Origin of the sequence: Streptomyces sp. NPDC102259, from assembly GCF_044766465.1 — a bacterium.
In the GTDB taxonomy this organism is placed as follows: Bacteria; Actinomycetota; Actinomycetes; order Streptomycetales; family Streptomycetaceae; genus Streptomyces.
Genome location: NZ_JBIWMA010000010.1, coordinates 277,318 through 300,313, shown reverse-complemented (window position 1 = coordinate 300,313; position 22,996 = coordinate 277,318). Strand labels below are relative to the sequence as shown.

Annotated in this window: 18 protein-coding genes; 8 read left to right on the top strand and 10 right to left on the bottom strand. The window is 71.2% G+C overall.

Features of this window, described 5'->3' with window-relative positions; genetic code table 11:
- The 3 genes from ACIRPU_RS24265 to dxr all read right to left on the bottom strand — a co-directional run.
- Positions 1-481 (bottom strand): flavodoxin-dependent (E)-4-hydroxy-3-methylbut-2-enyl-diphosphate synthase (locus tag ACIRPU_RS24265; RefSeq protein WP_403870677.1); only part of this gene is annotated, 481 nt, incomplete at its 3' end.
- A 181-nt stretch (positions 482-662) separates the two neighbouring features.
- A complete protein-coding gene (locus ACIRPU_RS24260; RefSeq protein ID WP_384112671.1) occupies positions 663-1,967 on the bottom strand; it encodes a M50 family metallopeptidase in 1,305 nt (434 codons plus the stop codon).
- A complete protein-coding gene (gene dxr / locus ACIRPU_RS24255) occupies positions 1,964-3,217 on the bottom strand; it encodes a 1-deoxy-D-xylulose-5-phosphate reductoisomerase (protein ID WP_355705102.1) in 1,254 nt (417 codons plus the stop codon). Before dxr ends, ACIRPU_RS24260 begins: the two co-directional genes overlap by 4 nt.
- Positions 3,218-3,460: 243 nt before the next feature.
- Here dxr and ACIRPU_RS24250 point away from each other — a divergent pair, with 243 nt between their 5' ends.
- Genes ACIRPU_RS24250 through ACIRPU_RS24230 form a run of 5 tightly spaced genes read left to right on the top strand, consistent with a single transcriptional unit; the run spans position 3,461 to position 6,714 of the window.
- Entirely contained in the window at positions 3,461-3,640 is a 180-nt protein-coding gene (locus ACIRPU_RS24250; protein ID WP_383469012.1) for a hypothetical protein, read from the top strand.
- Position 3,641: 1 nt separating this feature from the next.
- Entirely contained in the window at positions 3,642-4,082 is a 441-nt protein-coding gene (locus tag ACIRPU_RS24245; protein ID WP_403870673.1) for a hypothetical protein, read from the top strand.
- Between the two features lie 33 nt (positions 4,083-4,115).
- Entirely contained in the window at positions 4,116-4,973 is an 858-nt protein-coding gene (locus ACIRPU_RS24240; protein WP_403870670.1) for a ThiF family adenylyltransferase, read from the top strand.
- An 11-nt stretch (positions 4,974-4,984) separates the two neighbouring features.
- Entirely contained in the window at positions 4,985-6,001 is a 1,017-nt protein-coding gene (locus ACIRPU_RS24235; protein ID WP_403870667.1) for a hypothetical protein, read from the top strand.
- On the top strand, positions 5,998-6,714 hold the full coding sequence (locus ACIRPU_RS24230; protein WP_403870664.1) for a hypothetical protein: 717 nt from the start codon (positions 5,998-6,000) through the stop codon (positions 6,712-6,714). The genes ACIRPU_RS24235 and ACIRPU_RS24230 overlap by 4 nt, the downstream gene beginning before the upstream one ends.
- Positions 6,715-6,752: 38 nt before the next feature.
- On the opposite strand, the gene ACIRPU_RS24225 is transcribed toward ACIRPU_RS24230, so the two are convergent.
- The gene (locus ACIRPU_RS24225) at positions 6,753-8,687 is read right to left on the bottom strand and encodes an acyl-CoA dehydrogenase family protein (protein ID WP_403870661.1); all 1,935 of its coding nucleotides are present in this window, start codon (positions 8,685-8,687) and stop codon (positions 6,753-6,755) included.
- Between the two features lie 425 nt (positions 8,688-9,112).
- On the opposite strand from ACIRPU_RS24225, the gene ACIRPU_RS24220 reads away from it, so the two are divergent.
- The 3 genes from ACIRPU_RS24220 to ACIRPU_RS24210 all read left to right on the top strand — a co-directional run bounded on the left by ACIRPU_RS24220 (position 9,113) and on the right by ACIRPU_RS24210 (position 13,655).
- Positions 9,113-10,126 carry a LacI family DNA-binding transcriptional regulator gene (locus ACIRPU_RS24220; protein WP_403870658.1) on the top strand — a complete coding sequence of 338 codons (1,014 nt, stop codon included), beginning with the start codon at positions 9,113-9,115 and terminating at the stop codon, positions 10,124-10,126.
- A 133-nt stretch (positions 10,127-10,259) separates the two neighbouring features.
- The gene (locus ACIRPU_RS24215) at positions 10,260-12,302 is read left to right on the top strand and encodes a TIM-barrel domain-containing protein (protein WP_403870655.1); all 2,043 of its coding nucleotides are present in this window, start codon (positions 10,260-10,262) and stop codon (positions 12,300-12,302) included.
- Positions 12,303-12,467: 165 nt separating this feature from the next.
- Positions 12,468-13,655, top strand: coding sequence for a sulfotransferase family protein (locus tag ACIRPU_RS24210; protein ID WP_403870652.1), 1,188 nt, complete (start codon positions 12,468-12,470; stop codon positions 13,653-13,655).
- A 27-nt stretch (positions 13,656-13,682) separates the two neighbouring features.
- Here ACIRPU_RS24210 and ACIRPU_RS24205 read toward each other — a convergent pair whose 3' ends face one another.
- The 6 genes from ACIRPU_RS24205 to ACIRPU_RS24180 form a co-directional block, all read right to left on the bottom strand.
- Positions 13,683-14,396 carry a GH12 family glycosyl hydrolase domain-containing protein gene (locus ACIRPU_RS24205; protein ID WP_355705110.1) on the bottom strand — a complete coding sequence of 238 codons (714 nt, stop codon included), beginning with the start codon at positions 14,394-14,396 and terminating at the stop codon, positions 13,683-13,685.
- A gap of 35 nt (positions 14,397-14,431) precedes the next feature.
- A complete protein-coding gene (locus tag ACIRPU_RS24200) occupies positions 14,432-16,675 on the bottom strand; it encodes a glycosyl hydrolase family 95 catalytic domain-containing protein (RefSeq protein ID WP_403870649.1) in 2,244 nt (747 codons plus the stop codon).
- The gene (locus ACIRPU_RS24195; RefSeq protein ID WP_403870646.1) at positions 16,672-18,651 is read right to left on the bottom strand and encodes a beta-galactosidase; all 1,980 of its coding nucleotides are present in this window, start codon (positions 18,649-18,651) and stop codon (positions 16,672-16,674) included. Before ACIRPU_RS24195 ends, ACIRPU_RS24200 begins: the two co-directional genes overlap by 4 nt.
- On the bottom strand, positions 18,648-20,846 hold the full coding sequence (locus ACIRPU_RS24190) for a WD40/YVTN/BNR-like repeat-containing protein (RefSeq protein ID WP_403870643.1): 2,199 nt from the start codon (positions 20,844-20,846) through the stop codon (positions 18,648-18,650). The genes ACIRPU_RS24195 and ACIRPU_RS24190 overlap by 4 nt, the downstream gene beginning before the upstream one ends.
- Positions 20,847-21,028: 182 nt before the next feature.
- Positions 21,029-21,964, bottom strand: a complete 936-nt coding sequence (locus ACIRPU_RS24185) for a carbohydrate ABC transporter permease (RefSeq protein ID WP_403870640.1) — start codon at positions 21,962-21,964, stop codon at positions 21,029-21,031.
- Positions 21,961-22,995 carry an ABC transporter permease gene (locus ACIRPU_RS24180; RefSeq protein ID WP_403870637.1) on the bottom strand — a complete coding sequence of 345 codons (1,035 nt, stop codon included), beginning with the start codon at positions 22,993-22,995 and terminating at the stop codon, positions 21,961-21,963. Before ACIRPU_RS24180 ends, ACIRPU_RS24185 begins: the two co-directional genes overlap by 4 nt.
- Position 22,996 lies beyond the last annotated feature (1 nt).

Sequence of the window (22,996 nt, the reverse complement as noted above, 5' to 3'; positions counted from 1 at the left end):
TGCCGTACTTCTGCAGCAGACGACGGTCCAGCGAGCCGGCGTTGACACCGATACGGATCGGAGTGCCGTGCTCCTTCGCCGCCTGGGCGATCTCCCTGACCTTGTCGTCGAACTGCTTGATGTTGCCCGGATTCACCCGCACCGCCGCACAACCCGCCTCGATCGCGGCGAACACGTACTTCGGCTGGAAATGAATGTCCGCGATCACCGGGATCTGCGACTTGCGCGCGATCGTCGCGAGAGCGTCCGCGTCGTCCTGCGTGGGACAGGCCACCCGGACGATCTGACAGCCGGACGCCGTCAGCTCCGCGATCTGCTGGAGGGTGGCGCCGATGTCGGAGGTACGCGTCGTCGTCATCGACTGCACGGACACCGGCGCGTCTCCGCCGACCGCCACGGACCCGACCTGGATCTGCCGGCTCTTGCGGCGCTCGGCAACCCTGGTCGGAACGGACGGCATGCCGAGAGAAATCGCAGTCATCTGCTGTGCAACCCCAAGTCGTGGATCAAGGTCCAGGTCCCGTCGAAGGCGGGTTCCAGGCTTCGAGATTACGGCACCGCCCCGGGCGCGAGCACATCACGGCCGTCAAACCCACTCGATGGAAGGCGGCCCGGAACGTATCGTCCCGGGCCGCCGCGAACCACGTGTGACGTGAAGGTGGCTACGAGATGCGCACGGGGTTCACCACGTCCGCGATGAGGACCAGCACCGTGAAGCAGATGAAGATGCCCGCCACCACGTACGCCACCGGCATCAGCTTCGCCACGTCGAACGGGCCCGGGTCCGGCCTGCGCAGGACCTTGGCCAGGTTGCGGCGCAGGGACTCCCACAGGGCGCCCGCGATGTGCCCGCCGTCCAGCGGGAGCAGCGGGAGCATGTTGAAGAGGAACAGGGAGAGGTTGAAGCCCGCGACCAGCATCACGGCCATGGCCAGCTGCTGCGAGGCCGGGATGTCGAGGGTGAAGATCTCACCGCCGACGCGGGCCGCGCCGACCACGCCCATGGGTGAGTCGGGCTCGCGGGGGGCGCCGTCGAAGGCGGCGTTCCACAGGGCCGGGATCTTGCCGGGGAGGGCGGCGATGGAGTCGACGGCCTCCCCCACCCGGTCGGTCATCCAGGACGCGGAGTCGCCGAAGTCCTGCCTGACGACGCCGGTGGCCGCGCTGAAGCCGAGGAAGCCGGCCTTGATGTACTCGCCCTGGACGTACGTCCCGTCGGAGTCCTTCTTGGCGACCTGGTTGGTGGCGATCGTCGTGTGCAGGGTCAGTTCCTTGCCGTCCCGGTCGACGACGATGGCGACCTCCTTGCCGGCGCTGACCCGGATCAGGTCGGAGAGCGTGTTCCAGTCGTCCGTCCTCTCACCGGCGAAGGAGACGATCTTGTCGCCCGGCTTCATGCCGGCGGCCGCGGCCGGGGAGGCCGGGTCGGTCGACTTGCACTCGTCGCGGTTCTGACTCTGCGAGATGACGCAGGGGGAGACCGAGCTGACGGTGGTGGTCTGCTGCTGGATGCCGAAGCCCATCAGGACGGTGAGGAACAGGCCCACCGCGAGCACCAGGTTCATGAACGGGCCCGCGAACATCACGATGACCCGTTTCCACGGCTTGCGCGTGTAGAACATGCGCGTCTCGTCGCCCGGCTGGAGCTCCTCGTACGCGGCCGAGCGGGCGTCCTCGATCATGCCGCGCCAGGGTGAGGTGGAGCGGGCCGTGATCCGGCCGTCGTCGCCCGGCGGGAACATGCCGATCATGCGGATGTAGCCGCCGAAGGGGATCGCCTTGACGCCGTACTCGGTCTCGCCCTTCTTCCGCGAGAAGATCGTCGGGCCGAAGCCGACCATGTACTGCGGCACCCGGATGCCGAAGAGCTTGGCCGTGGACAGGTGTCCCAGTTCGTGCCAGGCGATCGAGATCAGCAGGCCGACCGCGAAGACGACTATGCCGAGGATCATCATCAGGGCTGTCATGCACGCGCCTCCGCGGTAGCCGTCAGTTCCTGGGACCGGGCCCGTGCCCAGGTCTCCGCTTCGAGGACGTCCGACACGGTGAGTGAAGTTCCCGTCGCCGGCGTGCCGTGCTCCTGCACGACCCGGGTGACGGTCTCCATGATCCCGTTGAACGGGAGCGCGCCCTTGCGGAACGCCTCCACACACTCCTCGTTGGCGGCATTGAACACCGCCGGGGCCGTGCCCGCGAGCTCGCCGACATGCCGGGCGAGGTTCACGGAGGGGAAGGCCTCGTCGTCGAGCGGGAAGAACTCCCACGTCGACGCCGTGCTCCAGTCGAAGGCGGGCGCCGCGTCGGGGACGCGCCGGGGCCAGCCCAGACCGACGGCGATCGGCCCTCGCATGTCGGGGGGCGTCGCCTGGGCCAGCGTCGATCCGTCCGTGAACTCCACCATCGAGTGGACATACGACTGGGGATGCACGACGACCTCAATGCGGTCGAAGGGAATGTCGTAGAGAAGGTGCGCCTCGATGACTTCCAGGCCCTTGTTGACCAGGGTCGCGGAGTTGATCGTGATCACCGGTCCCATGGACCAGGTGGGGTGGGCGAGGGCTTCCTCGACCGTCACGTTCGCCAGCTGCCGCTTCGTGCGGCCTCGGAAGGGGCCGCCGGAGGCGGTGACGACCAGCTTGCGCACCTCCGCGCGGGTGCCGGCGGCCAGGGCCTGGAAGAGGGCCGCGTGCTCGGAGTCCACCGGGATGATCTGGCCGGGCTCGGCGAGCGCCTTGACCAGCGGGCCGCCGACGATGAGCGACTCCTTGTTGGCGAGCGCGAGGGTGCGGCCCGCCTCCAGGGCGGCGAGGGTGGGCGCGAGGCCGATGGAGCCCGTGATGCCGTTGAGGACGGTGTGGCAGTCGGAGGCGGCGAGCCGGGTGGCGGCCTCCGGGCCGGCCAGGATCTCGGGGAGCGGCTCCCCCGTCCCGTACTCGGCGGCGAGTGCCTCGCGCAGCGCCGCCACGACGTCCTCGCGGGCCACCGCGACGGTCCGCACCCGCAGCCTGCGGGCCTGCTCGGCGAGAAGGGCGACCCGGCCGCCGTTGGCGGACAGGCCGGTCACCCGGAAGCGGTCCGGGTTGCGCAGCACGAGGTCGATGGCCTGGGTGCCGATCGAACCGGTGGAGCCGAGGATCACCACGTCCTTCGGGCCGTCGCCCGCGACCGGGTCGTAGACGAGGTGCGGGTCGGCGAGGGGGGCTGGACTGTCACTCATCCCCCCATTGTTGCCGCAACCGGTGCGCGGCAGGACCGGGGTGTCCCCCGGGAAGGGCGACCGGTCGCGTACGCCCCACCGCGCCGGGCCGAACTTGGTCGACGGAGTGCATTTCATATCGTCCGCCGTACGAAGTTTTTCGCATTGTTTCCTCTACGGATTATTTGGTCTATTTCGTTGGCACTTCACCTATCTATGCCGCTAGCTTTCGGCCAGGATCTGCGGATCGATCGGGGGGTTCTGATGACGAGCCGCGCAGAGGCGGAGCAACTGCTGTCATCGCTGGGTGACAACGACCTCGTGGAGGTCGGTGAGGACGGCAACATCTATGCCGCCGGAAAGTCACCCGCCGGGTTCATCAACAAGCCGATCGTCGGCATCGCCGACCAGAAGGGGGAGTACTCCCGGACGGGCAGGCCCTGACATGGCGGGCGGGGCAGGGGACATCAAGGTCACCCGCAGCCTGGTCATCGGCGCCGACCCGGTGGGCGGCCGGCTGGCCGAGGAGAGACGCATCCTGGCGCTGCACTTCCCCCGGTTCGTCCTGGACTCCACGACTCCGCGCGCGGGCACGTGGGCGGTCGCCAGGGGTTCGCTGCGGACGTTCACCGGCACCCAGTACGGCATCTGGATCGATCTGCCCGACGGCTATCCGCACAGCCTTCCGCAGGTCTGGCCGCACGGCTGGACGCCGGTGAAGAACCCGCACATGTACGCGGACGGCACGATCTGCGTGATGCGTCGCAGGCAGTGGTCCTCCTTCTTCTCGGCGGCCGCCGTGGTCGCGAAGGCGGCGATCTGGCTCAACAAGTACGAGATCTGGGTCGACCGGCAGGTATGGCCGGGCCCGCAGCAGCCCCACTGACCGGGGCCGCCGGGCATCTGAGGAGGTCCTGGTATGACCGCTGACGCGGTGCTCGACACATCCCGCATCGACTATCTCCTCGACACCTCCGAACTGGGCCGGGCCAGGATCGTCCTGGTCGGCCTGGGCAGCGGAGGCGCCGTGGTCATGGAGCGCCTGGCCATGTGCGGCATCCGGGACTGGGCGCTGTTCGACCCCGATGTGCTGCAGCCGGAGAACCTGGTCAAGCATCCGGCGCGGCGCAGCGACCTCGGGCGGCTCAAGACCGACATCGCCGCCGAATGGCTCGTGGACCGCAACCCGGCGAGCAGGGTCGACCCCTTCGCGCACGACGTGACCAGGTCCCCCGAGATCGAGCGGGAGATCGCCGGGGCGACCCTCGTGGTGTGCGCGGTCGACGACGCCGTGGCCCGCAACTACGTCAACGAGCTGTGTGTGCGCAGCCGTGTCCCGTGCGTCTTCGGCATGGTGTTCCGCACCGGACTGGGCGGCGAGGTCTACGCCTATCTGCCGGGCGAGACCGGTTGCCACGACTGCAAGCTGAAGTTCTGCATGGACCGGGGCCTGGACCTCGACGACTGGCTTGAACTCACCGACGAGGAACAGCAGCGGATCTACGGCCTGGGTGATACCGACTTCGCGGCGTCCGGGCTGGCCGCCGACATCTCCATCGTGGCCTCCTACCACGCCCACTACGTGCTCTCGCTGCTGGGCGGCCGCCGTTCGCGGTATCTGCTCCAGCCGAGTTTCAACTGGCTGACCGTCGGCATCCGCCGGGTCGAAGGCCTCTTCGGCAATTCGTACGACAACACGCGCATCCTGCTCCGGCCGCTCACCGGGTGCCATCTCACCTGTGGACCGGCCACCGAGCCCGACACGGGCAGCGAGTGAGGACGGTGGAGATGTTCGGAACAGCCCGGAAGAAATGCCCAGCCACGCTGCGGGTCTTCGTACGGCCGCGGCTGACGCAGCGTTTCACGCAGGAGATCCTCGGTCATCCGAAGGTGGAGGTGGGCGGCAAGTACGTCGGGTTCATCCGGGGCACGAAGCGTTCCGAGCGCCTGGACGAGCGCCATGCGGCGATGGAGCGGCTGGAACTGCACGTCGTGGACTACATCGACGACGGGCCGCGGGCCGACCGCACGCCCACGTTCCACCGCGGCGACACCGAGTTCCAGATCCAGGAGTTCCGGCGGCTGGAGCAGCGGTACCCCGAGATCGAGCATCTGGGCAGCTGGCACAGTCACCATCCCAACCAGCTGCGCAATCTGAGTCCCGGGGACATCGAGGGATACCGGGACACGGTGAACGCCGAGGGGCACAACCACGACTTCTTCTTCGCCAGCCTGGGCACGGACAGCCGTGGATTCGCGTCGGCCCGGCACTTCCTGTTCGTCCGGGGCGACCGGCACTACTACGAGCTGACGGCGGAGAACCTGATCGTGACCGAGGGGCCGCAGGGCTCGGCGGACTCGGCGGGCGGGGCTCTCGCGGTCCCCGATCCGGGGACGCGGGGGCCCGTGCCGCTCTCGGTCCCGGGCTGGACCGACTCGCCCGAGGGCCAGGAACGGCTGGCCCGCGACCGGGACCTGATAGCGAAGTACGGCGGGCTGCGCCATGTCGTCCGCTCCGACCGGATCGCGGTGACCGGCCAGGTGGTCTGGGCCGGCCGGGTCCCGGTGACCCTGCACGTGCTGTACCCGTCCTCGGCGCACACCAACGACGGGCTGTTGAAGGTGACCGTCGCGGGGAGCCAGACCCTCGAGGTCACTCTGACCGGCGACCGGTCCGGCGATCTCGCCTTCGCGCTCAAGGCGGTGGAGTCCATCGCGCAGTGCGCGGCCGACATCCACCACCGAGCGCTGCACCAGTCCGCCGGGCCGCCCGCCCGGGGCGGGCAGAGCGGATCCCGGCCATGAGCACGACCACGAACCGGCGCACCATCGCCCTCACCCATCGTGAACCGCCCGCCTTCCTGGGCGAGTCGGTGGGTTCGGCGCTCGGTGAGCTCCAGCACCGCCAGTCCGCCTGGCTGGTCTCGCGCAGCATCTCCGCCCCGGCGTTCACCCGTCGGCTGCTCGCGCAGGAGCCAGGCTTCGGCACGCTGACCCCGTCGCAGCTGGGCACGGCCTCGGAGGTGCTGACGTTCCGGCTGGGCCACGCGCAGCGCTGGCGGCTGCTGTGGGTGGTGTCCACCGACGGGCCCAGCCAGTTCACCGACGAGCGGACGGTCCGCGTGGGCGTCAGCGAGGAGACCGCCCGGGAGCTGGCGACCACCATCGGGCTCGAGGCGAAGCTGGACATCTCGTTCCTCGCCGCGCAGGCCAGCGCGCAGTGGTCCCGGCTCACCAGGTCGACCATCTCGGTGAACACGGAGTCCGAGTTCACGCGGACGCTGTCGTACGACGTCCCCGAGGGCGGCCTGGACATCGCGTTGTGGCAGCTGGAGTCGCAGCTCATCAGGCGTCTCGAGCTGCGGGCCGGCGCCGCCCTGCCGCCGGATCCGATGCCGCGCTGGGTCGAACTGGCGGTGGCCGCCCGGGCCAGGAGCCGGGTGATCACCGTTCCCACGAACGTGGTCCGGGTGCTGACCAGGAGGGCGCCGGGAGGCGGGGGCGCCGCCGGGACGTGACTTCGCGCACCGTGGCGAAGTCACGTCCCGGCGCCCGCTCAGCGGATGCGGCGGTGGACGTTCGCCCGCTCGCTGGGTCCCGGTGTGGTGTCGGCGATCCAGGGGCCTTCCCCGGACGGGTCGACGATGCCCTGCTCCAGCCACTCGTAGGCGCCGCCCATGACGCCCTTGACGACCTTGCCGTCCACGTCGTCGGTGTTGCTCCACAGCCGGCCGAAGAGCTCGTCGACGCGGATCCGGGACTGGCGGCAGAAGGCGTCGGCGAGTTGGTAGGCCTCCCGGCCGTTCTCGCCGCGCGAGCGCAGCAGTTCGGCGCGTACGCAGGCCGCGCTCATCGCGAACAGCTCCGCGCCGATGTCGACGATCCGGCCGAGGAAGGCCTGCTTGGTCTCCATCCGGCCCTGCCAGCGGGACATGGCGTAGAAGGTCGAGCGGGCGAGCTTGCGGGAGTGCCGCTCGACATGCCGCAGATGCGGGGAGAGGTCGACCTCGTGCTTGAACTCCGCGTACGAGGAGGGCAGTTGGCCCGGTCCCGCGACCAGCTTCGGCAGCCACTTGGCGTAGAAGACGCCCGCGTTCGCGCCCGCCCTCGCCTTGTCCTGAAGGGACTTGTCGGGGTCGATCAGGTCGCCGGCGACCGAGAGGTGGGCGTCGACGGCCTCACGCGCGATCAGCAGGTGCATGATCTCCGTCGAGCCCTCGAAGATGCGGTTGATCCGCAGGTCGCGCAGGACCTGCTCGGCGGGGACGGCCTTCTCGCCCCGGGCGGCGAGCGAAGCCGCCGTCTCGAAGCCGCGGCCGCCGCGGATCTGGACCAGTTCGTCGGCCATGCGCCAGCCCAGCTCGGAGGCGATGAGCTTGGCCAGCGCGCCCTCGATCCGGATGTCGTTGCGGTCCTCGTCCGCCATCTGGGAGGAGAGGTCGAGCACCGCCTCCAGGGCGAAGGTGGTCGCCGCGATGAAGCTGATCTTCGCGCCGACGGCCTCGTGGTGGGCGATCGGCCTGCCCCACTGCTCGCGGGCCGCGGACCACTCGCGGGCGATCTTCAGCGACCACTTGCCGGCCGCCACGCAGGACGCGGGCAGCGAGAGCCGTCCCGTGTTGAGCGTGGTCAGGGCGATCTTCAGGCCCACGCCCTCGGGGCCGATGCGGTTCGCGGCCGGGACCCGCACCTGGTGGAAGCGGGTCACGCCGTTCTCGATGCCGCGCAGGCCCATGAAGGCGTTGCGGTTCTCGACGGTGATGCCGGGCGAGTCCGCCTCCACGACGAAGGCGGTGATCCCGCCCCGGTGGCCCTCGCTCTTGGGCACCCGGGCCATCACGACCAGCAGGTCGGCGACCACCCCGTTGGTGGTCCACAGCTTCACCCCGTCGAGGACGTAGTCGTCCCCGTCGGGCACCGCGCTGGTCGCGAGGCGCGCCGGGTCGGAGCCGACGTCCGGCTCGGTGAGGAGGAAGGCGCTGATGTCGGTGCGGGCGCAGCGCGGCAGGAACCGCTGCTTCTGTTCCGGGGTGCCGAACAGCTTCAGCGGCTGCGGCACGCCGATCGACTGGTGCGCCGAGAGCAGCACGCCGACGGCGGGGCTGGCCGAGCCCACCAGGGCCAGCGCCTTGTTGTAGTACACCTGGGTGAGGCCGAGGCCGCCGTACTTGGGGTCGATCTTCATGCCGAGGGCGCCGAGCTCCTTGAGCCCGTTGATCACCTCGTCGGGGATGCGGGCCTCACGCTCGATGAGGGCCGCGTCCACCTTCGTCTCGCAGAAGGCGCGGAGTTTCGTCAGGAACTGCTCGCCGCGCCGGACGGCCTCGTCGGTGGGGAGCGGATGGGGATGGATGAGGTCCAGCCGGAAGCGGCCGAGGAACAGTTCCTTGCCGAAGCTGGGTTTGCGCCAGTCCTGCTCGCGAGCGGCCTCGGCGACCTGGCGCGCCTCACGCTCGGTGACAGTGGGTTTCTTGAGGGGTGGTGCGGACATGAGGCTCACCTCGCCGCGAATCGGGATCTCGGGCCACATTGGTTACCGATGGGTGCTACTCGATCGTTGGTACCCGATCCGGGACGAGGTGGCCACCCCACGCGCACACGTCCGGCCGGTGCCGAGCGTGTACGGCTCCGGTCCGGGCGGCCCCTTCCCTCGCCGGGCCCCGGCACCGGCTCCGTCGCCGGGGACGGGTTCGCCGTCGGCGCGGGGCTTGCGCCGAACGGGTGCCGGACGAGCGGCGATCGCGGGGTCGTAAAAGCTTGCCGTACTCTTCTCCACCAATCCCCCACAACTCGCTGTCGAAGCGCTTCGACAACCTATGGACACCCACCCCCGCTGAGGCTACTGTCGAACCACCCTCACCCGCCCCTGTTCGCCCCGCGCACTGTCGAAGCGCTTCACAAAACTTGGAGAGCTGGATGGTCACCCTCGCCGAGGTCGCCCAGCACGCCGGAGTCTCGGCGAGCACGGTGAGCTATGTCCTCAGTGGCAAGCGGTCCATCTCCACGACCACCCGGCAGCGGGTCGAGCAGAGCATCCGGCAGCTCGGCTACCACCCGAACGCGGGCGCCCGCGCACTGGCCAGCAGCAGGTCGAACATCATCGCGCTGATGATCCCGCTGCGCACCGACATGTACGTGCCCGTGATGATGGAGATCGCCATCGCGGTGGCCACCAGCGCGCGCACGCACGGGTACGACGTCCTGCTGCTCACCGGCGAGGAGGGGCCCGACGCCGTCCGCCGTGTCACCGGCAGCGGGCTCGCCGACGCGATGATCCTGATGGACGTCGAGCTCGACGACGAGCGGCTGCCGCTGCTGCGCTCCACCGACCAGCCGTCCGTGCTGATCGGACTGCCCGCCGACACCTCGGGCCTGACCTGCGTCGATCTGGACTTCGCGGCGACCGGTGCGCTCTGCGTGGAGCACCTGGCGATGCTGGGGCACCGTGACATCGCTGTCATCGGCGAGGCGCCGGCCGTCTACGAACGGCACACCGGCTTCGCCGAGCGCACCCTCGACGGACTCCGGTACCGGGCCAAGGAGCTGGGCCTGCGGCTGCTGCACCGCCCGTGCGAGGGCGGGTACGACGCGATGGCCGTGACCCTGGCCCGGGTCCTCGACGAGCGTCCGGGCACCACCGGGTTCGTCGTGCAGAACGAGTCGGCGGTCGAGCCGCTCCTCGCGCTGCTGCGCCAGCAGGGCCGGGCCGTGCCGGAGGACGTGTCGGTGGTGGCCATCTGCCCCGAACAGGTCGCCGTCCAGGCCTCGGTGCGGCTGACGTCGGTCGCCATCCCCGCGCAGGACATGGGCCGGCACGCCGTGGAACGCCTGGTCGCCAAGTTGGAGGGACACGGCGGCGACGAAGTCGTGCTGATCGCGCCCGAGCTGACGGTCCGGGCGAGCACGGGACCGGCGCCCACCGTCTCCTGACCCACCCCCGCTCCTTTGCACCCACCCGGATCTTCCCGACCCGCCCGGCTCCTCCGTACCCACCCGGCTCTCCCGCTGTCGCGCCCGCTGCCAGGGCACCGCCATGTCTGCACTCCTTCAAGGAGCACCTCGCATGAACCAGCCTGCCGAAACCCCGCCTCAGGTCAGCCTCGCGCAGTCGTCGCCCACGGTCGGCACCTTCCGTGAGCACGGCGGCGCGCTGGAGTGGAGCGGCCGCCAGGAGACCCTGCGGGTCGAGCCGTGGGGTCCGGACGCCGTCCGGGTGCGCGCCCGGCTCGGCGGGCCGATCCTCGAAGGGCTGCCGGGCGCGCTCCTCGACGAGCCGCCGGCCACCGAGAGCAGCGTCAAGATCACTGACGCCGAGGGCCGGTTGACCGTCGGCGCCCTCACCGTCGAGGTGAACGGCGAGGGCGTGATCCGGTTCCTGCGGACGGACGACCGCGCGGAGATCCTGGCCGAGGAGCGCGCCCACTTCTGGTGGCCGGGCACCCGCCTCTACACGGCCGTCGGCAACGGCCACCACCGCCTGGAGCAGCGCTTCGCCGCGTACGACGACGAGAAGCTGTACGGCCTCGGCCAGCACCAGCACGGCCGCCTGGACCAGAAGGGCCTGGTCCTGGACCTGGTCCAGCGCAATGCCGAGGTGGGCATCCCGGTGCTCACCTCCAGCCGCGGCTACACCCTGCTGTGGAACAACCCGGCGATCGGCAGGGTCGAACTGGCCGGCAACGGCACCCGCTGGGTCGCGGACTCGGCCCGGCAGATCGACTACTGGATCACCGCCGGCGCCCCGGCCGACGCCCAGCGCCGCTACAGCGCGGCCACCGGCCGCACCCCGATGCTGCCGGCGTGGGCGGCGGGCTTCTGGCAGTGCAAGCTGCGCTATCGCACCCAGGACGAACTCCTCGGCGTGGCACGGGAGTACAAGCGGCGGGGCCTGCCGCTCGACGCCATCGTCTGCGACTTCTTCCACTGGACGCACCTCGGCGACTGGAAGTTCGACCCGGCCGAGTGGCCCGACCCGGCGGCGATGGTCCGTGAGCTCGAGGAACTGGGCGTCAAGCTGGTGGTGAGCGTCTGGCCGTCGGTGTCGCCGCTGAGCGAGAACCATCCGGTGATGGAGCAGCGCGGCTACCTCATCGGCACCCAGTACGGCCCGATGGCCCACGCCGACTGGCCGGACAAGGGCGTCGCGTCGACGGTCCAGGTGGCGTTCTACGACGCGACGAACCCCGACGCGCGGGAGTTCGTGTGGTCGAAGATCCGTGACAACTACCTCGCGCCGTACGGCATCACGGCCTTCTGGCTGGACGCCTGCGAGCCGGAGCTGAAGCCCGGCTTCCAGGAGAACCTGCGCTACTGGGCGGGTCCGGGTCTGGAGGTCGGCAACAGCTACCCGGCCGAGAACGCCCGCACCTTCTACGAGGGGCTGCGCGCCTCGGGCGAGGACGAGATCATCAGCCTCAACCGTTCGGCGTGGGCGGGCAGCCAGCGCTACGGCGCCGCCCTGTGGTCCGGCGACATCGGCACCGACTTCGCGACCCTGCGCCGGCAGATCGCGGCCGGACTGAACACCGCCCTGTCGGGCATCCCGTGGTGGAACACCGACATCGGCGGCTTCCACGGCGGCGACCCGAGCGACCCGGCGTACCAGGAGGTGATGGTCCGCTGGTTCCAGTTCGGCGCGCTGTCCCCGCTGATGCGGCTGCACGGCTTCCGCGACCCGGGCATGCCGCTGGGTCCGGACATGACCGGCGGCCCGAACGAGGTGTGGTCGTACGGCGAGGAGGCCGGCGCGGTTTTGGAGAAGTACCTGCGGCTGCGCGAGCGGCTCAAGCCGTACGTCCTGGCGGTCATGCGGGAGGCCCACGAGGAGGGGCTGCCGCCCATGCGGCCGCTGTTCCTGGAGTTCCCGGACGACCAGGCGACCTGGTCGGTGGACGACTCCTACCTCTTCGGCCGGGACCTGCTCGTCGCCCCGGTGCTGACGGCGGGCGCCACGGCCCGTACGGCCTACCTCCCGGCGGGCGCGACCTGGACGGACGCGTGGACGGGCGAGACGTACGAGGGCGGCACGGCCGTGACGGTCGACGCCCCGCTGGACCGCCTCCCGCTGTTCCTGCGGGACGGGGCGCGGCTGCCGGTGACGGAGTAGCCGCGACGGGGGAAGGAACGCGGGCGTCCGGCCCCGGCCCAGGGGAGGGACCGGCCGCCCGTAAAACCCGCGTCACGAGTGAACGTCCTTGGAGACAAAGGGGAGTTGGCTGGGTAAGGGACCCTCCGTCCACTGCCCGTCCCCGCTTCGAAGGGTGTCCCGCCCATGTCCTCACCCCCGCTCGCCCTCACCCTGGCCAATCTGCTGCTCCGGCCGGGCCATCGCTCCCGGCGCACCCCCGACCGCGTCTTCGCCCGTCTCCTCGCCGGGGCCGGACAGGCCGACGGCGATCAGCGCTTCGTCGACGACTTCCGGCTGCTGCTGCGTCACTGGTCCCGGGACGAGAACCTCACGCCGGTCGGCTGGTGGTCCGCGCAAGGCCATGTCCGCAGGCATCTCGCCAACCGCGCCCGGGTCCGGCGGCTCATCGCCGAGCACCCCGGGATCGCGCGGGAGCCCATCGAGAGGCCGGTGTTCGTGGTCGGTCTGCCCCGCACCGCCACCACCCTCACGCACGGCGTGCTGTCCCTCTCGGAGCAGCACCGATGTCCCCTGTTGTGGGAGTTACTGACACCTGACCTGGAGGGACCGCCCGAGCGGCGCCGGAAGGCGGTCGGCGCGGCCCGTCTGATGGTCGGCGCCATCGATCTGTTCGCCCCGCGCTACCGCGACATCCACCCCCTGGTCGCCGAGGGCCCCGAGGAGTGCACGTTCGCGCTCCCGCACACCGTCATGCCGCTGTCCCAGGCCCGCATACCGGCCTACCGGGCCGCGCTCGACGAGCGGGACCACGTGCCCGACTACGCGTACCTCAAGCAGATCTACCAGGTGCTCCAGTACGGCAGGACCCGCCGCCGCTGGGTACTGAAGTCGCCCCTGCACACCGGGAACCTCGACGCGCTGCTCACGGTGTTCCCGGACGCCACCCTGGTGTGGACCCACCGCGACCCGGCCGCCGTCGTGGCGTCCTTCTGCAGCATGATCGAGCACGGGATGGCCATCACCCTGCGCCCCGTCGACCTGCACGAACTCGGGGCCACCTGGCTGGAACTGCTGAGCCGCTCGGTGCGGCGCGGCCTCGCGGCCCGGTCCGCCGTCGCCCGCGAGGCGCTCGTGGACGTCCCGTACTCCTGGCTGGGCTCGGATCCGGCCGCCGGCGCCCCGAAGCTCTACGCGGCCGTCGGCGCCCACTGGACCGACGCCGACGCGGCCCGGCTTCCGGCCATCGCCTCCCGCCCCAGGGGTGCCCGGCCGCACAGCTACGACCTGTCCCGGTACGGCCTGAGCCGCGCCGACGTCGACTCGGCCTTCGCCGGCTACAACGCGCTGCGGGCCGAGGTCGACCGGGCGTAGGAACGCCGGTCGGCCCCGGCCCCGACGTCAGCTGCTGCTGACGGTCAGGTTGTTGGTCACGAAGTCCAGCCCGCCGGAGGACGAGGTGATCTCGTATCCGAACTGGACGTCACCGATGGTCTCGTTGCCGAACCAGCCCTTCGTGTCCTTGATCCACTTGAGGATCGGCAGGATGTTGACGGTGCCGGAGGACGAGTCGGACGTGCGCAGGAACGAGAACACCTCGTTCGCGCCGTTGCTGCCCTTGTAGACGGTCCAGGTGTGGCCGCCGAGGGTGACGTTGCCCTGGGAGGTGCCGAGCGGGCCGACGGCGCCGTTGTAGTTCACCCAGAGCATGATCTCGTAGTCGTAGTCGGTGTCCCAGATGTCGTACGACGTGTTGTAGGCGCCGGACGACGGGACCGTGACGTTGTAGCTGCTGGACAGCGAACCGAGCGAGGTGATCGTCTTGTTGATCACCTTCTTGGAGTTGGGGTACGACTTGATGCCGCCGGTGTTCGGGTGGTTGGCCCAGACGCCCCAGTTGGTACCGGAGTTGGCCCAGACGCACTGGCTGCCGGCGCCGGAGCCCCAGATGTTGTTGTAGAGCGTGTAGCCGTTCAGGCTGGTGTTGCCCCACTGGTCGCAGGAGTTCCAGACGGCGGCCGAGGCGGGGGCGGCGGCCAGTCCGACGGTGACGCCGAGCGCCAGTGCGGGGGCGAGCAGGGCCTTGACGACCCTGCTCCGGATACGTGTTGCCATGGTGTCCCTTCCATGGGTGGGGGGAGTCGGTGGGGCTACCACGTCCCCAGGGTGAGGACGTGGTCTTCTCCGGCGGCGAGGGCGAGCGGCTCGGCGTCGCCGGAGGAAGTCCGGACTTCGATGCGGTGAGCGCGGTGCGGCCGCAGGACGGCACGGGCGCCGTCGGGACCCCAGGAGAGGTCGAGCTCGGCGCCGAACCGGGTTCGCACGCCCCGCAGTTCGCCCGACGGGAGCGCCGGGGGAAGCGCGGGCAGCAGGACCAGCCGGTCGGGGGTCGACTGGACGAGCGCCTCGATCAGCACGGCGGGGAGGGTGTGCGCGGCGTCGGCGTTGTACACGTCGCGGCGGGGGTAGTGGGCGCTCATCAGGGAGGCGTGGAAGAAGTCGCCGTCCAGGACCTCGCCGAGGGCGTGGGCGACCCGGTGGCCGTCCCGGAGCCGGGCGGCGATCAGCGCGTGGTGCAGGTGGCCGTGCGCGGAGTCGTTCTCGGCGCCGCGCAGTTCGAGGGCGCGACGGGCGGCGGCGGCCAGTCGCGGGGTGTCGTAGGGGTTGATCTCGTCGAGGGGCCAGACGCCGTAGAGGTGGCTCAGGTGGCGGTGGTCGTAGGTGTCGTCGAGGCCGGGGCGGGCCCACTCGGCCAGGGCGCCGTCGGAGTTGATCCGGTGCGGCGGGAGGCGGTCGGCGAGGGCACGCCAGCGGCCGGCCCGCTCGGGGTCGTCCGGGTGGTACGCGGCGGCGGTGAGCAGGGCGTGCCGGGCCGCCGAGAGGTCCATGGCCGCGTTCACCGCGCCCCAGCTGCCGCCCGTGGGCCGGTTCTCCGGCGAGTAGGAGGGGACCACGACGAGCGGCCCCTCGGGGTCGTCGGGGTCGGTGCGGGTGAGGAAGTCCTCGTAGAAGAGGGCGACTTCGGCGAGGGCGGCGGCGGTGCGCGGGTCGCGTCCGCCGCGTGTCTCGTCGTGGTCGACGAGGGGTTTGAGCAGCCAGTCGGCGCCGGCCGTCCACAGGTGGAGCGGGTATTCGCGGCTGAAGTGGTACGTCAGCCCGGACTCGCCGTCGGAGTGCGCGGGCGCGACCGCGCCGCGGGCGCCGAAGACCGCGCGGGCGTTCTCCCGCCAGTCGTCGAGCTGCCGGTGGACCAGGGCGGCCAGCGCGTCGGTGACTTCGGGGAGCGCGGCGGCCGCGGCGGAGGCCGTCTGGAGGTTGACGTTGGCGTCGTTGGTGAACGCGCCGGACCAGGCCGTGTCCCAGTCGCCGGTCCACAGGCCGGTCAGCCGGGGCGGGTTGAGGCCGGCGGAGGACAGCAGGTGGTAGCGCCCCGCCGCGAAGAGACGCTCGAGCAGCGCCGTGCTGCGGGGGCGTTCCAGCAGCTCGGAGCCGGGAAGTCCGCGCTCGCCCGGCTCGGCGTGCAGGTCGAGCGTGACGCGCTCGTAGGCGGTGCGGTGCAGGGGGAGGTGGCGGCCGAGCAGGTCGTCATAGGAGTGCGGCAGCTCGCCCAGGGCGCGCTGTTCCCCGGCGACGTCCAGTTCGCCGGTGTGCCTGCGCACGCGGGTGAGGAGCAGCACGGACTCCGCTCCGGTGACCCGCACACCGGGGTGGGTGAGCCGGGTGCGGCCGCCGGTGACGACGACGAGGGTCACGCCCGTGTAGCCGCGGTCGCTGTCGGGGTAGCGGGCGCGCAGGGTGAGCAGGGCGCCGTCCGCGGTGAGGACGGACCCCTGGCCGACGGCGAGGTCGGCGGGCGCGCCCGGCAGCCGGTGGTCCTGGAAGATGTCCAGGTCGAGGCCGGTGACCTGCTGGACGATCACGTCGTCGGCGCGGGAGACGAAGACCCGGCTGGCGCCGCCCGCGCAGGTCGCGGTGGCCTCGCCGGTGGTGAAGTCGACGGCCCGCAGGCGGTGGCGGCGCGGCTCGTCCGAGGGCGCTCTGAGCCGTATCTGGAAGGCCGGGTGGAAGGGCTGGACCCATTGCAGGGGCCGGTGGTCGGTGAAGCCCTCGGCGGCCTCCCACTCCCCGGCCAGCAACGTGTCCTGGAGGGCGGGGAGTTCGGCGGCGAGCTCCGGCGGGCGGGCGTGTTCGGCGCCGTTGGGGCGGACCAGGGTGTGGTGGGTGACGATGACCCGGTCGTCGTACGGATCGCCGAACGTGAGGATGCCGTGCCGGCCGTTGCCGCTGAGGAAGGCGTCCTCCCAGCGCGCGGCGGGCCGGTACTCATGGGTGCCGTGCACGGGACGGTCGGTGCTCGGGAGGGCGGGGTGGGCCGGGGACGGGGTGTCGGTCATGAGCGCAACACCACCACGCCGTAGCGGCCCAGCGTGATCTCGTCCGTGAAGCGCGTCCCGGTCAGCAGGTCGTGGTGGGCGCCCGGGAGGTCGAAGGTCACCGGCTCGCGGCCGTGGTGCAGCAGGAACAGCAGCTCTCCCCGGCGGACCGCCTCGACGTGCGGCGGGAGGCCTTCGAGGACGGGCCGGGCGCCCGCGTCGGCGGCGACGCGGGCGAGCAGCGCGCGCAGGGCCGCGGGCTCGGGGAGGGTGGAGACGTACCAGGCACGGTCGTTGCGCAGGACGGCGGGCAGTCCGTCGAGTTCGCCGCCCTTGTAGACGGCTTCCACCGCGTCCGGTGCGGTCTCCAGCTCCTCCGACCACAGGGTCCCGCGGAAGCCGTCGGTCTCGACGTGCTCCCCCGCCTCCAGCGGCCACCACTCGTGCAGGGTGCGGATGCCGAACAGCTCGCGCAGGCGGGCGTCCATGCCGCCGGGGCGGACCCGGTCGTCCTCGTCGGCCACGCCGGTCAGGAAGCCGGCCACGAGGGTGCCGCCGCCGCGGACGTAGGCGAGCAGGTTGTCGATCGCCGCGTCCCGCATCGCGTACAGCTGGGGGACGACGACCAGCCGGTAGCCGGTGAGGTCGTGCCCGGGGTGGGCGAAGTCGGTGGTGATCCGGCTCTCCCACAGGGCGCGGTGCCAGGCGTGCAGGACGGCCGGGTGGTCGACGTGGGTGGAGGGCCGGCCGTCCTGGGCGCCGGCCCACCAGGCGTGCCAGTCGTGCAGGATCGCGACGTCCGCCTGGATATGACCGTCCGTCACCTCGGGTCCGATCCGGGCGAGTTCGGCGCCCAGCTGCTTGACCTCCTGGAAGGTGCGGCCCCGCTCCCCCGCGTGGCTGACCATCCCGGAGTGGAACTTCTCGGCGCCCTGCCGGGACTGGCGCCACTGGAAGTAGCAGACGGCGTCCGCGCCGCGGGCCACGGCCTGGAGGGACCAGAGCCGGTTGAGGCCGCGCGGCTTGGGGTGGTTCACCCCGCGCCAGTTGACCGGTCCTGCCGCCTGTTCCATCAGCATCCAGGGGCCGCGCGCCTGGGAGCGGGTCAGGTCCTGCACCAGTGCCCCGTGCTGGGCGCCGAGCGGGTCGCGCGGATCGGGGTAGAGGTCGACGGAGACGACGTCCTCCTCCTCGGCCCAGCGCCAGGCGTCCTGGCCGAAGAAGAGCGGCATGAAGTTGGTGGTGACCGGGATGTGCGGGGTGTGCCGGGCGACGATGTCCCGCTCGGCGAGGTAGCACTCCAGGAGCATGTCGGAGGTGAAGCGCCGGAAGTCCAGCACCTGTCCGGGGTTCTTCAGGTAGTGGGGGCGGCGGGCGGGCAGCACGGTGTCCCAGCTGTCGTAGCCCTGACTCCAGAAGTCCGTGCCCCAGGCGGTGTTGAGGGCGTCCAGGGTGCCGTACTTCTCGCGCAGCCAGCGGCGGAAGGCGGCGGCCGCCTCGTCGCCGTGATCGGCCGTGCAGTACTCGTTGTTGATGTGCCACATCGTGAGGGCGGGGTGGCCGCCGTAGCGGGCGGCCAGGTCCTCGGTGATGGCGGCGGCGTGCCGGCGGTAGGTGGCGCTGGAGTGCGAGAAGTGCTGCCGCCCGCCCCACCACTCGACGTCGCCGTTCTCGTCGCGGGGCAGGGTGTCCGGGTGCAGCCGGCCCAGCCACGGGGGCGGGGCGGAGGTGGGGGTGGCGAGGACGACGCCGATGCCGTTCGCGTGCATCAGGTCCATCAGCGTGTCGAGCCAGCCGAACTCCCGTGCGCCCGGCTCGGGTTCGAGCCTGGACCAGGAGAAGACGCCGAGGGTGACCGAGTTGACGCCGGCGTCCCGCATGAGCCGGACGTCCTCGTGCCAGGTCTCCTCGGGCCACTGCTCGGGGTTGTAGTCGCCGCCGAAGAGGATGCGGCCGCGGGTGGCGTCGGCGAGACCGGGCCGGTCGACGGCGGTCATCGGACGGGCTCCCCGTACTGGATGCCCCGGCCGTTGGTGGCGATGTACACCCGGCCGTGGATGCGCGGGTCGGCGGCGATGGTCGCGCCGATCCAGCCCCACTGGTGCCGGTCGTCGTTGATCCGCACCCAGGTCCGCGCCCCGTCGTCGGAGCGGTACACGGCGGTGATCGCCTCCGTGGAGCCGACCTGGTAGACCGCCGGGTACGCGGCGCCGTCGGCGGCCTTCCCGAAGGCGAGGGTGTACGAGGCCCGGCAGCTGGTCAGCTTGGTGAAGCCCGCGCCGCCGTCGGTGGACCGGTACAACCCGTTCCACTTGGTGCTCAGCCACAGGTCCCCGGAGCGTCCCGGGGCCGCGGCCAGCTGGAACTGGCTGTCACCCAAGGGCAGTCCGCTCGCCCCCGCGGTGAAGGTGAGGCCGCCGTCGGTGCTGGCGAACAGGGTTCCCGTGTCGGTGTCGTACGCGTAGAAGCGCGCCGGGTCGGCCGGGTCGGCGAGCGGGGTGGCGCCCTTGGGGAAGGAGGCGACCTCGGACCAGGTCGCCCCGTTGTCCGTGGAGCGCTGGGCGGGGTACTTGGTGCCGTCCCAGTGCACGAAGGTCCACAGCAGGACGCTGCCGTCGGTGTTGGTGGCGATGGGCCCCGGCGCGTCCTTGGCGAGGGCCGGCTGGGCCGCGAAGGGCGCCCAGGATCTGCCGCCGTCGGCCGACCAGGCGCCGTTGCCGTGGTCACCCCAGCCGGTGCGGACGACGTACGACGGCCTGTCCGCGGCCTGCGCGAGGCCCGTCGCCGTCCCGAACACGGGGTTCGTCGCCATGCCCCGGGACGGCGAGGCCGTGAGCCGCTCGTGGTACATCACCCCGACGTCCCCCAGACCGCTGATCAGGTGCGCCGGCCCGGTCGGGGGCGAGATCAGCTGCCGTACGGAGGTCTCCTCCAGGCCCCGGATCTGCGGGGCCCAGTGCTTCAGGTCCCGGGTGCCGTAGAGCGTGGCGCCGGTGCCGAAGACGACGTGCTTCGAGTCGTACGGGTCGACGGCGACGGCCTGGATCCACCAGCCGAACTTGGGGGCGTCGGCGCCGAAGGTGAGGAACGGGGTCTCGGACACGTCGAGGACCGCCGCGTCCTTGAGCGAGGTCCAGGCGCGGCCGCCGTCCGTGGTCCGGTACAGGGTGTCGACCGCCGACCAGCGGTTGTTGGTGGAGACGACGACGGTGCCGGGGCGCCGGGCGTCCACGGCGACGCCGCCGTAGCCGAAGGTGTCACCGTCCGCGGGCCGGACCGGGGTGACGTCGGTCCACCCGCCGCTCGCCGTCGCCAGCTTGTGCACGCTGCCGTCCGCCTGACCGTTGGGGCCGGGCGCGTCGGCGTACGTCACGTACAGCTCGCGGGCGTGGCGGTCGTAGGCGGCGCGGACGGGCACCTTGGCGGAGGCGCCGGCGGGCCGGCCGGGGACGGCCTCCCAGGTGGTGCCGTCGGCGGTCCGGTACAGGTTGGCGGTCGTCCCGTCGGAGTCGCCCCAGCCGGCGTAGAGGGCGCGGCCCGCGGCGACGAGGAGGGTGACCCCCTGGCCGCTCGCGCTCGGCGTGCCCGGGAAGCCGGTGACGGCCGCCCACGTGGCGCCCCGGTCTGTGGACCTGAGGAGCCCGTCGTGCCGGGTCCCCAGCCACAGGGTGTCGCTGTCCCGCGGATCGACCAGCAGCCGCTCCCCCGCGCCCCGGCCGTCCTCGTTGCCGCCGAGCTTCACGGCGAGGTCGCTGCGGGTCCAGGTCGCGCCGCGGTCCTCGGAACGCAGCACGGCTCCGTTGCCGGCCCAGGACTGGGCGTAGGTGCCGAGGGCGAGGTAGACGCGGTCCGGGTGCGCGGGGTCGACGGCGAGGGCCTCCACGCCGAGGAGGTTCCAGTCGTCCCAGCCGAGGTGGTCGGTGAGCGGGGTCCAGCGGGCCGCGCGGTCGTCCCAGCGGTAGGCGCCGCCGATGTCGGTACGGGCGTAGGCGAGACCGCGGACGGCCGGATGGAAGAGAACGCCGGTGACGAACCCAGTGCCGCCGATCACGGCGTTGCGCCAGCGGTAGCCTCCGGCGGTTGAGCCGGGTCGGGTGGGCGCGGCTTGGGCTCGGTCCTGGGTGAGCGGGAGTGCCGTGAGCGTGGCGGCGGCAGCGGTGCCGGCGAGGAGGGTGCGGCGGGTGGGGCGCATATGGGTACCTCGGTGGGTGGGGGTCTGTGGGTTGAGGGGTGTCGTTCGTCTGCGGGCAGTGGGGGCTGGTCACGCAGTTCCCCGCGCCCCTGAGCAGGGCCGGTCACGCCCGACCCGAGGGGCGCCGACACGACGAACCCGCGACCGCCGTGCCTCCCGCCCCCGGACGCAGTGGGCGCCCGCTACCCCTTGACCGCGCCGGTCAGCATCCCCTTCTTGAAGTGCTTCTGGACGAACGGCGACAGCACCGCCACCGGCAGCAGGGCCATCACCATGACCGCCATCTGCACGGCCAGCCCCGACAGCTGACCCGTCTTGATCGCCTGCCCCAGCCCGACCGGCGCCTCCTGCTTCTGCACCAGCTGGATCATGACGTTCTGCAACGGCATCATGTCCTGGTCGTTGAGGTACAGCGACGCGTTGAACCAGGCGCTCCAGTACCCGACGGCGTAGAACAGCGTGATGACGGCCAGCACCGCCCTCGACAGCGGCATGACGATCTGCCAGAGGATCCGGAAGTCCCCCGCCCCGTCGATCCGCGCGCTGTCGACGAGCTCCTGCGAGACCCCCATGAAGAAACCGCGCAGGACCAGGATGTTGAAGACGCTGATCGCGCTCGGCAGGATCAGCGCGAGGTAGGTGTCCATCAGGCCCAGGGACTGCACCAGCAGGTAGGTCGGGATCAGGCCCGCGCTGAAGAACATGGTCGCCAGCAGGACCATCAGGATCCACCGGTGGCCGAGCGATCCCGAGCGGGAGAGACCGTAGGCGCACAGGACGGAGACGCCCATCGAGAAGAGCGTGCCGACGACGGTGATCAGAACGCTGATGACCGCCGCGCGGGTGACCTGTCCACCGCTGAGCAGTTCCCGGTAGGCGATGAAGGTGATCCCCTTGGGCACCATCACCAGCCCGCCGGCCTCGTCGATGGTCTTCCGCGAGGAGAGGCTGGTGACGAGGACGATCCACAGGGGGAAGAGGATCGCCAGGCAGGCGAAGGACAGGGCGACGCCCTTGCCCGCGAGGCCGGCCCTGCTGGGCTCCTCCTCCCACACGGGCCGCGGCGGCGCGGCCCAACGGCCGGGTGGGCGCCGGGGTTCGTCGATCACGGCGGTCACTTCTGGTACACCCCCTGCTCGCCCATGAGATGGGCCACCTTGTTCGCGACGAGCACCAGACCGAGGCTGATGACGCCCTTGATCAGACCGGCGGCAGCGGCGTAGCCGAAGTCCTGGTTGCGGACGCCGTTCCACCACACGAAGGTGTCGAGGACCTCCGACGCCCCTGGTCCGACCGCGTCGCGCTGAAGCAGGATCTGTTCGAAGCCGACCGTCAGCGCGTCACCCACCCGCAGCACGAGCAGCAGCGCGATCACCGGGCGCAGGGCCGGAAGCGTCACGTGCCACATCCGGCGCCAGCGGTCCGCGCCGTCCATCGCGGCGGCCTCGTACAGGTCGGGGTTGACCGAGGCCAGCGCGGCGAGGAAGACGATGATGCCCCAGCCGGCGTCCTTCCAGACGCTCTGCGCGGTGATCAGGAACTTGAAGGTCTCCGGGTCGGTCATGATGTCGATGCCGTCGTACCCGTGCTGCCGCAGCAGCTGCGAGAGGATCCCCGCGCCGCCGAACAGCTGCTGGAACACGGCGATGACCAGCACCCAGGAGAAGAAGTGCGGCAGGTAGAGGATCGCCTGCGACACCGCCCGGATCCGGGGCCTCACCACGCTGTTGATGAGCAGCGCGAGCATGATCGGGATCGGGAAGTAGAGCACCAGCTGGAGGAAGAACAGCACCAGGGTGTTGCGGACGGCCTCCCAGAAGGCCGAGTCCTCGAAGAGCCGCTGGAAGTTCTCCACACCCGCCCAGGGGCTGTGGAAGATGGCGACGATCCCGTTGTCGCTGATGTACGGGTCGTAGTCCTGGAAGGCGACCACGTTGCCGAGGATCGGCACGTAGTTGAAGAGCAGGATGAGGACGACGGCCGGGAGCGTCATCAGCAGCAGGACGCGGTCCCGTCTGAGCCTGACCCGCAGGCCCAGCTTCCCGGAGGACCGTTTCCCCTGGGGGCCGGTGGCGCCGCCGGGCGCCACCGGGGTCTTTCCCGTCTCGTCGGCCTCGGCCCTGCTCCGAGGCACCGTGCTGTGCGACACG

Bases quoted from the DNA above. Each gene is read 5' to 3' on its own strand.
- ACIRPU_RS24260 (WP_384112671.1), bottom strand. From the start codon at position 1,967: ATGACAGCCCTGATGATGATCCTCGGCATAGTCGTCTTCGCGGTCGGC.
- dxr (WP_355705102.1), bottom strand. From the start codon at position 3,217: ATGAGTGACAGTCCAGCCCCCCTCGCCGACCCGCACCTCGTCTACGAC.
- ACIRPU_RS24250 (WP_383469012.1), top strand. From the start codon at position 3,461: ATGACGAGCCGCGCAGAGGCGGAGCAACTGCTGTCATCGCTGGGTGAC.
- ACIRPU_RS24245 (WP_403870673.1), top strand. From the start codon at position 3,642: ATGGCGGGCGGGGCAGGGGACATCAAGGTCACCCGCAGCCTGGTCATC.
- ACIRPU_RS24240 (WP_403870670.1), top strand. From the start codon at position 4,116: ATGACCGCTGACGCGGTGCTCGACACATCCCGCATCGACTATCTCCTC.
- ACIRPU_RS24235 (WP_403870667.1), top strand. From the start codon at position 4,985: ATGTTCGGAACAGCCCGGAAGAAATGCCCAGCCACGCTGCGGGTCTTC.
- ACIRPU_RS24230 (WP_403870664.1), top strand. From the start codon at position 5,998: ATGAGCACGACCACGAACCGGCGCACCATCGCCCTCACCCATCGTGAA.
- ACIRPU_RS24225 (WP_403870661.1), bottom strand. From the start codon at position 8,687: ATGTCCGCACCACCCCTCAAGAAACCCACTGTCACCGAGCGTGAGGCG.
- ACIRPU_RS24220 (WP_403870658.1), top strand. From the start codon at position 9,113: ATGGTCACCCTCGCCGAGGTCGCCCAGCACGCCGGAGTCTCGGCGAGC.
- ACIRPU_RS24215 (WP_403870655.1), top strand. From the start codon at position 10,260: ATGAACCAGCCTGCCGAAACCCCGCCTCAGGTCAGCCTCGCGCAGTCG.
- ACIRPU_RS24210 (WP_403870652.1), top strand. From the start codon at position 12,468: ATGTCCTCACCCCCGCTCGCCCTCACCCTGGCCAATCTGCTGCTCCGG.
- ACIRPU_RS24205 (WP_355705110.1), bottom strand. From the start codon at position 14,396: ATGGCAACACGTATCCGGAGCAGGGTCGTCAAGGCCCTGCTCGCCCCC.
- ACIRPU_RS24200 (WP_403870649.1), bottom strand. From the start codon at position 16,675: ATGACCGACACCCCGTCCCCGGCCCACCCCGCCCTCCCGAGCACCGAC.
- ACIRPU_RS24195 (WP_403870646.1), bottom strand. From the start codon at position 18,651: ATGACCGCCGTCGACCGGCCCGGTCTCGCCGACGCCACCCGCGGCCGC.
- ACIRPU_RS24190 (WP_403870643.1), bottom strand. From the start codon at position 20,846: ATGCGCCCCACCCGCCGCACCCTCCTCGCCGGCACCGCTGCCGCCGCC.